This window comes from Microbacterium sp. CGR1 (genome assembly GCF_051062835.1).
Classification (GTDB): domain Bacteria; phylum Actinomycetota; class Actinomycetes; order Actinomycetales; family Microbacteriaceae; genus Microbacterium.
Genome location: NZ_JAOTPG010000001.1, coordinates 714,257 through 722,635, shown reverse-complemented (window position 1 = coordinate 722,635; position 8,379 = coordinate 714,257). Strand labels below are relative to the sequence as shown.

Sequence of the window (8,379 nt, the reverse complement as noted above, 5' to 3'; positions counted from 1 at the left end):
GCACTGAAAGGCCACACGATGCTGAACCTGAGCTCAACCTCCCCGTCCACCGCAGGACGCCGCACGGCGACCAAGGGGGTGGTCGTGGCCGGCATCGCCGTGGCCCTCGGCCTCGTCCTGGCCGGGTGCACGGACTCTGCCCCCGAGCCGAAGCCCACGCCGACCGCGACGGAACAGGCCGAAGCGGGCGTCACGGACATCACGGACACGCCCGGCTCCGGTGAAGGGCTCGAGGGTGCGCTCTCGGACGCCGAGGTCAAGACGTGCGAGCTCGCGGGTGACCACTGGGAGGTCGCCGGGTCGGTGACGAACTCGAGCGAGGCCGCGGCGTCCTATCGGATCTACGTCTCGCTGCTCACCGAGGGCGGTGACACTCGGTCGCTCACCCAGGTCGACGTCGCGTCGATCGACGCTGGTGCGAGCGCCGACTGGGCGACGTCGGTGGCCGTCGAGGACGAAGCGCTCGACTGCGTGCTCCGCGTCGAGCGCTACGCCTCCTGAGGCGAGGGCGCAGCGCTCAGGACGCGGGCTGCGCGGATCGCTTGACGACGTCGTAGGCGGCGAGGGCCGCCTTGCGCGTGGCGGCGAGGTCGACGATCGGCTCGGTAGGAGCATCCGATGCCCACTCCGAGATGTAGAGGCCGTGCGGATCGAACTTCTTGGCCTGGAGCTCGGGGTTGAACACCCGGAAGTAGGGTGCCGCATCGGCTCCCGATCCAGCGACCCACTGCCAATTGAACGGGTTGCTGGCCCCGTCGGCGTCGACGAGCGTGTCCCAGAACCATTCCTCGCCGCGCCGCCAGTCGATCAGCAGGTTCTTGACCAGGAACGATGCGGTGACCATGCGCACGCGGTTGTGCATGAAGCCGGTGTGCCAGAGCTCGCGCATTCCGGCATCCACCAGAGGCACACCGGTGTCGCCGTGCTGCCACGCAGCGAGCTGGGCCGGGTCGAGGCGCGGCCAGGGGAACGCATCGAACTGACGGCGAAGGTTCACCGTCGCCAGATCAGGGGAGTGGAACACGGTGTGCCACGCGAACTCGCGCCAGCCCAACTCCGAGAGGAATCCCGCTGCGCCGTGCGCGTCGACCGCCTCATGCCAGACGGTGAAAGGACTCAGCTCGCCCCAGCGCAGTCGGGGCGAGAGCAGCGAGGTCGCCCCAGCGGACGGCTCGTCCCTTGCTCGGTCGTACGTGCCGATGTCGTCGTGGAGGAAGGATCTCAGCCGGGCTCGTGCGGCAGGCTCGCCGGGCTCCCACGTCTCGCGGAGGCCCCCGGCCCAATCCGGTCGCGTCGGCAGCAGGCCCCAGTCGTCGAGGTCGTCGGAGGCGGGGCGGGGCGACGCCCCGTCGAGGCTCCGCGGTGCGGGGAGAGGCGCGCGGGGCGCGGGGAGAGCGAGGCAGGCTCGCCAGAACGGCGTGAACACTGAGAAGTGGGTGCCGCCCCCGGTCTTCACCGTCCATGGTTCGTGCAGCAGAGAGCCGGCGAAGGAGGCGACCTCGAGTCCCTCGTCACGCAGCGACGCCTTCAACGCAGCGTCGATGTCGCGCTCCGCACCTCCGTAGCGGCGATTCCAGAACACGGCGCTCGCTCCCGTGTCCGCCACGGCCTCGCGGACGACGCGCTCGGCGGGCCCCCGACGGAGCGTCAACGTCGCCCCGAGCTCGCGCAGTCGACCGCTCAGCGAGGCGAGCGAGTGGTGCAGCCACCAGCGCGCTGCGCCGCCCAGCGGACGGATGCCGGGGGACTCCTCGTCGAGGACGTAGAGCACGACGACCGGCTCGTCACGATCGATGGCCGCCCGCAGCGCCGGGTTGTCGGCGAGGCGGAGGTCGTCACGGAGCCACACGATCGAAGGGGAGGACATGGCTCCATTCTCGCCCGCGCCGCGGAATCGGCGGACAGGGGTTGCGTGGCGCCCGCCTCAGCGGCTACGACGCCGCGCGCGACCCGCCGGAACAGGATCGGGAACAGTCGCCCACAGTGCCCACAGCACGAGCAGCGGCTGGAGGAACAGCCGGCCGAAGCGTCGTGCCTCGGTGTCGAGACCGGGGGTGGAGCGGTGCGTGCGCCACTGATGCACGTTGCCCGGCAGCACGGCGACGAAGAACGCGGCGGTCGCGATGCCGATGCGTCGCCTCTCCTTCGGAAGTGCGACGAGCCCGACCGCGAGCGCGATCTCCGCGGCACCGGAGGCGATCACGATCGCGTCCTTGTCGAGGCGGGTGGCTTTCGTCGCCCAGTCGGGAACGACGACCCGGAAGCCACGGGTGCTGACGAAGTGCACGATGCCGACAGCCCCCAGGGCGAGTGCGAGGATCCAACGCGCCAGTGCTCTGATCATCCGCTCACGCTACCCCGGCGGCATCCGAGGGTCCGGGGTTCGTCGGGGCGCGTCGCGCCGGTTCAGCTGGCACCGAGGAGACGGTCGGCTTCCCACCGCCGGAGTCCGTCTGCGATCGCGGGGGAGCGCGTGTGATGCAGATAGTGTTCGCCGTCGAGGGGCATCACGGTTCCGTCGTCGACCTCCGCAGCCTGACGCTCGTGCAGGGCGATCCAGTCCGGATTGCCGGCGTTGTCGGCGACCACGAACAGCAGGAGGGGGAGGCCCGCGGGAAACGCCGTGTCGACGGCGTCCGCGAAGTTGGTCCTGATGTGCGTCATCTCGTCGAGGTAGGTGGAGGTGAGGGAGTTCCGATTGCTGAGGAGCGACATCTGTTCGCGCGTCTCGTCGTCGTATTCGAGGCCGTCGAGGCCGTCGCCGGTCGCACCCGCGACGAGGCGGATCAGGCCGAGGTTCTTCACTGCGGCCAGCAGGCCGGTCGGGAAGACCGTGTCCATGTTCGGCTGCCCAGGCACGCTGGTGTCGATGCCGACGAATGCCTTCACCTCATCGGCGTACCTGTTCGTGTACTCGATCGCATAGAGGCCCGCGATCGAGTGCCCCATCAGCACGTAGCTGTCGACATCGAGCGCCTGCAGCGCCCCGTGGATCTCGTCCACGATGTTGTCGGTCGTCCGCGCCCGGTCGGTGCCGTCGCTCAGGCCGTAGCCGAACGGCTCGACGACGATGACGCGGTGATCCTGCGCGAGTTCTGCGACCAGCGGCCCGAAATCGAGGGCCGGGGACGCCGTGCCGAAGCCTGGGAGCAGCACGACGTCCTGGTCGCCCTCGCCGGTGATGACCACGTTCATCGACCGCCCGTCGACGGTCACCGTCTGGCCGTATGTCGCGATCCGGCTCTTCTCCGTCTCGGTCGACACGGCGTTCACCACGGTCGTGGTCGTCAGCCCGACCGCCAACACGGTGCCGATGGCCCCCACGACGATGAGGGCTCTTCTCAGGGACTTGCGCACGATAGCCTTCCCGGCGCACACGGGTGTCGGAGGGGTGGTGCGCGCCTGTCCTCCCAGCCTGGATCGTGAGATCTCCGGGCGCATCAGCCCGCCGCGGACACCTCGGTACCGCGTTCGCAGTACGAGGGAGTCATCCGGCGGGTGGATCCGCAGCGGTGGCAGACACGAAATACTGGATGCATGTCGATCACCCGTGCCACCCGAGACGGGTTCCGGATGAGCGACGTCCTCTCGGCCGCGCTGATCGTGGCGGTGGCCGTCCTGCCGTTCCCGGTCGAGACCTTCCGTGCCACGGGGATGCTTCTGATCCCGGCTCTCGCCCCCGCGGTGGTCATGCCGCTCAGGCGGCGGTGGCCGCTGCCAGCGCTCGGCGTCAGCCTGGCGTGTGTGGTGGCCGTCGCCGCGGCCGGGTCGATCTCTCCGAGTGCGCTCCTCGCCGTCGCGATCGCCTGCTACGCGGTGCTCGATCATCTCGGCCGACGGATCGGTCTGCTCGCCCTCGGCGCGTCGGTCGTGGTCGCCTTCTTCGCCGGGGGATGGGCGCTCGGAGGCGATCTCTTCGATTCGACGGCTCTCCAGTTCATCCTGATCATCGTCCTGGGCGGAGCGCTGGGCGACACCGCACGCTCACGGCGGGAGTTCGCCGCGGCGATGACCGAGCGCGCGGAGCGGGCCGAACGGAGCCGCGACGACGAGGCGCGCAGGCGGGTCGCGGAAGACAGGGTGCGGATCGCCCGCGACCTGCACGACGTGGTCGCGCATCAGATCGCCGTGATCAGCCTGAACGCGGGAGTCGCCTCGTCGTCTCTCGAGACTCGACCCGAGCGTGCACGTGAGGCCCTGACGACCGTGCGGAGCGCATCACGGACGGTTCTCGCCGACATCGGCGGACTCATGACGCTGCTGCGCGCCGACACCGACACCGACACCGACGAGCGTGAGGTCGAGCTCCGCCCGCAGAGTGGGTTGGCCGACCTGGATGTGCTCCTCGCCGGTTTCCGTGGGGCCGGACTCCGTGTCGATCTGCGGGGCCCTGACCACGGTCTGGCTCTGTCGCCGGCCGGCGATCACGTCGCCTACCTGGTGCTCCAAGAGGCCCTCACCAATGCGCACAAGCACGGCCGCGGCGGCACGGCGACCGGCGCCATCCGCACCGAAGGGGCCGCGGTGCGGATGACGATCGTGAACCCGACCGCGAACGAGTCGTCAGAACCTCCCCGTGCGGGCCACGGGCTGCGCGGACTGCAGGAGCGCATCGCCGCCGTCGGAGGCGCCGTGCACTTCGGCAGCGAGGGCGGAGTCTTCTCACTCGAGGCCTGGATCCCGACCGAGGCGGCGACGAAGCCTTGACGATCTCGGTGCTCGTGGTCGACGACCAGCCTCTGGTGCGGCATGCCGTGCGGGACATCCTCAGCGACGGCGGTCTTCTCGTGGTCGGAGAGGCATCCGACGGACGTGAAGCGGTGAATGCGGTCATCGATACCGCGCCGGACGTCGTACTGATGGACATCCGGATGCCGGAACTCGACGGGATCGCCGCCACCGCTCTGATCTGCGCGGATGCCCCCGCCTCCGCGGGCGCGGATGCGTCGCACCGCCCGCGGGTGCTCATCCTGACCACTTTCGAGGACGACGAGAACGTCGTCGCAGCGCTGCGCGCGGGCGCGAGCGGTTTCATCGGCAAGGGTGCCGAACCCGACGAGATCGTCCGCGCCGTGCGCACCGTGCACCAGGGTGAGGCACTTCTCTCATCATCCGCGACCCGGGCGCTGATCGAGCGGGCGGTGCGTCGTGGCGGAGCACCGCGTTCCGAGCGGTGGGTGGACGTGCTCGCTCCGCTGACGCCACGGGAGCGCGAGGTTCTCGAGCTCGTCGCCGAGGGACTCACGAATCACGACATCGCCATTCGGCTGACGATCTCACCGCACACCGCCAAGACCCACGTGAACCGGATCATGGCGAAGGTCTCGGCGAGCGACAGGGCGCAACTCGTGATCCTCGCGTACGAGTCGGGCTTGGTGACGGCCGGCAGCTGACACGCGGGTCGCGGGTCTTTGCCACACTGAGTGCATGACCGTCCTGCGCATCAGCATCCTCTTCGTGCTCGCCGCCGTCGCCGAGATCGGCGGGGCGTGGCTGATCTGGCAGGCGGTCAAGGAGAACCGGGGGTGGCTGTTCGCGGTGCTCGGGGTCATGGCGCTCGGCGCGTATGGATTCATCGCGGCGCTGCAGCCCGACGCGAACTTCGGACGCGTGCTCGCCTCGTACGGCGGCGTGTTCATCGCGGGATCCCTGGCGTGGGGGATCATCATCGACGGCTTCAAGCCCACGATCTGGGACTGGGTCGGCTCCGCGCTCGCGCTGGTCGGTGCGGCGATCATCATCCTGGCGCCGACGGCCGCGAACACCGCGACCGAGGCGGTGTCGTAGCGGTCAGCAGCCCCCGGGCATGCGAGTAGCCTAGATCCAGACCCAGATGGAGTGTGCAGTGCCTGAAAATGCTCAGCCGAAAGACGGCTTCGCCCTGTTCTCTAACCGTTCAGTCGTCGCGATGCGCGTCAACGGGACCCTCAAGGACCTCGCCGCGACAGTGACCGATGCCGACGAGGTCGAGCCGGTCACGATCGACAGCCCCGACGGACTCAACATCCTCCGTCACTCGGCGGCGCACGTGCTCGCGCAGGCGGTGCAGCGGATCAACCCGCAGGCCAACCTCGGCATCGGCCCGCCCATCACCGACGGCTTCTACTACGACTTCGGCGTCGACACTCCGTTCACGCCCGAAGACATCAAGGCCATCACGAAAGAGATGCAGCGCATCGTCCGTGAGGGTCAGCGCTTCGTGCGCCGCGTCGTCACCGACGACGAGGCACGGGCGGAGCTCGCGGACGAGCCGTTCAAGCTCGAGCTCATCGGTCTCAAGGGCGGCAAGGAGGCGGCAGAGGGCGCATCCGTCGAGGTCGGCGAGGGCGAGCTGACGATCTATGACAACACGACCCGCGATGGCGAGGTCGTCTGGAAGGATCTCTGCCGCGGGCCGCACCTGCCCAACACCCGCATGATCGGCAACGGCTGGGATCTCACCCGCATCGCCGCGGCCTACTGGCGCGGAAGTGAGAAGAACCCGCAGCTGCAGCGCATCTACGGCACGGCCTGGCCGTCGAAGGACGAACTGCGCGAGTACCAGCACCGTCTCGAAGAGGCCGCCAAGCGCGACCACCGGCGACTCGGCAAGGAGCTCGACCTGTTCTCGTTCCCCGAGGAGATCGGCTCGGGTCTCTCGGTCTGGCACCCTCGCGGCGGCGTCGTCCGCGGCGAGATGGAGCAGCACGCGCGCAAGCGCCACATCGAGGGCGGGTACACCTACGTGTACACGCCGCACATCTCGAAGGAAGACCTCTTCCTCACCTCGAACCACCTCGTCACGTACAAGGAGGGCATGTACCCGCCGATCGTCATGGACGAGGAGCGCGATGACGAGGGCAACATCACCAAGCAGGGCCAGGACTACTACCTGAAGCCCATGAACTGCCCGATGCACATCCTGATCTACAAGGAGCGCGCGCGCAGCTACCGCGACCTGCCTTTGCGGTTCGCCGAGAACGGCACCGTCTATCGCAACGAGCTGTCGGGCGCACTGCACGGCCTCACCCGCGTGCGCGGCTTCACCCAGGACGACTCGCACCTCTTCGTCACCCCCGACCAGCTCGAGGGCGAGGTCGCGAAGGTCCTCGAGTTCATCCTCTCGATGCTCCGCGACTTCGGTCTCACCGACTTCGAGCTCGAGCTGTCGATGAAGGACGACGAGAAGTCCAAGTGGATCGGATCCGACGAGTTCTGGGACTCGTCAACGGATGCTCTGCGTCGCGTCGCCGTGGCGTCCGGCCTCAAGCTCACCGAGGTCCCCGGCGAGGCTGCTTTCTACGGCCCGAAGATCGACCTCAAGACGCGCGATGCGATCGGCCGCACGTGGCAGCTCTCCACCGTGCAGGTCGACCCGAACCTGCCGGAGCGCTTCGAGCTCGAGTACATGGACAAGGACGGCCAGAAGAAGCGTCCGATCATGATCCACCGCGCGCTGTTCGGCTCGATCGAGCGGTTCTTCGCCATTCTGCTCGAGCACTACGCGGGCGACTTCCCCGTGTGGCTGTCTCCCGTGCAGGTCGTGGGCATCCCTGTTGCCGACGAGTTCGCCGACCACCTGGGTGAGATCGTCCAGACGCTCCGCACGCAGGGCGTGCGCGCCGAGCTCGACGCCTCCGACGACCGCATGCAGAAGAAGATCCGCACGCACACGACCGGCAAGGTCCCGCTGCTGCTGATCGCGGGCGAGAAGGACCGCGATGCCGGCACCGTCTCGTTCCGCTACCGCGACGGCACCCAGGAGAACGGCGTGCCGATCGCCGACGCCGTGGCGCGCATCCGCGAGGCGATCGACGCGCACACGCTCGTGCAGACAGCAGGGGATCTGGCGTGACCACACCCTCCGAGCCGTGGGAGGACGCCGGCGAATTCGCCGGCGTCCCCGACGAGTTCCAGCGGCTGTGGACTCCGCACCGGATGGCGTACATCCAGGCGGGCCCAGAGCCGCTGCGCGAGGAGTGCCCTTTCTGCGAGGCGCCGAAGTTCCCGGATGCCGAGCGACTGATCGTCGCACGGGGCGAGACGGCTTACGTGCTGCTCAACCTCTTCCCGTACAACTCGGGGCACCTTCTGGTCTGCCCGTACCGCCACATCGGCACCTACGACCAGGCCACGCCCGAAGAGGTCGCCGAGATCGGTGCGCTGACGCAGATCGGCATGCGCGTCCTCCGGGAGGTATCACGCTGCGACGGGTTCAACCTCGGGATGAATCAGGGCGCCGTCGCCGGTGCCGGCGTCGACGGCCACCTGCACCAGCACATCGTGCCGCGGTGGACGTCTGACGCCAACTTCTTCCCGATCATCGCCAAGACCAAGGCGCTGCCCCAGCTGCTCGGCGAAGTGCGAGAAGCTGTGGCGAACGCCTGGCCGAAGCCGTGA

Annotated in this window: 9 protein-coding genes; 6 read left to right on the top strand and 3 right to left on the bottom strand. The window is 68.7% G+C overall.

The window, feature by feature from the left end; all coding sequences use genetic code 11:
• Nucleotides 1–18: 18 nt before the first annotated feature.
• Nucleotides 19–501, top strand: coding sequence for a hypothetical protein (locus OD997_RS03535; protein WP_434330368.1), 483 nt, complete (start codon nt 19–21; stop codon nt 499–501).
• 16 nt (nt 502–517) lie between these two features.
• On the opposite strand, the gene OD997_RS03530 is transcribed toward OD997_RS03535, so the two are convergent.
• From OD997_RS03530 to OD997_RS03520, 3 genes are all read right to left on the bottom strand, one after another.
• Nucleotides 518–1,867, bottom strand: coding sequence for a cryptochrome/photolyase family protein (locus OD997_RS03530; RefSeq protein WP_434330367.1), 1,350 nt, complete (start codon nt 1,865–1,867; stop codon nt 518–520).
• Nucleotides 1,868–1,924: 57 nt separating this feature from the next.
• Nucleotides 1,925–2,344, bottom strand: coding sequence for a DoxX family protein (locus tag OD997_RS03525; protein WP_434330366.1), 420 nt, complete (start codon nt 2,342–2,344; stop codon nt 1,925–1,927).
• A gap of 62 nt (nt 2,345–2,406) precedes the next feature.
• A complete protein-coding gene (locus tag OD997_RS03520; RefSeq protein ID WP_434330365.1) occupies nt 2,407–3,357 on the bottom strand; it encodes an alpha/beta fold hydrolase in 951 nt (316 codons plus the stop codon).
• Nucleotides 3,358–3,537: 180 nt separating this feature from the next.
• Here OD997_RS03520 and OD997_RS03515 point away from each other — a divergent pair, with 180 nt between their 5' ends.
• From OD997_RS03515 to OD997_RS03495, 5 genes are all read left to right on the top strand, one after another.
• Nucleotides 3,538–4,707 carry a sensor histidine kinase gene (locus tag OD997_RS03515; RefSeq protein ID WP_434330364.1) on the top strand — a complete coding sequence of 390 codons (1,170 nt, stop codon included), beginning with the start codon at nt 3,538–3,540 and terminating at the stop codon, nt 4,705–4,707.
• Nucleotides 4,704–5,393, top strand: a complete 690-nt coding sequence (locus tag OD997_RS03510; RefSeq protein ID WP_434330363.1) for a response regulator — start codon at nt 4,704–4,706, stop codon at nt 5,391–5,393. The genes OD997_RS03515 and OD997_RS03510 overlap by 4 nt, the downstream gene beginning before the upstream one ends.
• A gap of 34 nt (nt 5,394–5,427) precedes the next feature.
• Nucleotides 5,428–5,787, top strand: a complete 360-nt coding sequence (locus OD997_RS03505) for a YnfA family protein (RefSeq protein ID WP_434330362.1) — start codon at nt 5,428–5,430, stop codon at nt 5,785–5,787.
• A gap of 121 nt (nt 5,788–5,908) precedes the next feature.
• Nucleotides 5,909–7,834: a threonine--tRNA ligase gene (gene thrS / locus OD997_RS03500; RefSeq protein WP_434332332.1), complete on the top strand. Its 1,926-nt coding sequence runs from the start codon at nt 5,909–5,911 to the stop codon at nt 7,832–7,834.
• Nucleotides 7,831–8,379 (top strand): HIT family protein, encoded by a 549-nt coding sequence (locus OD997_RS03495; protein ID WP_434330361.1) that lies wholly within the window; start codon nt 7,831–7,833, stop codon nt 8,377–8,379. Before thrS ends, OD997_RS03495 begins: the two co-directional genes overlap by 4 nt.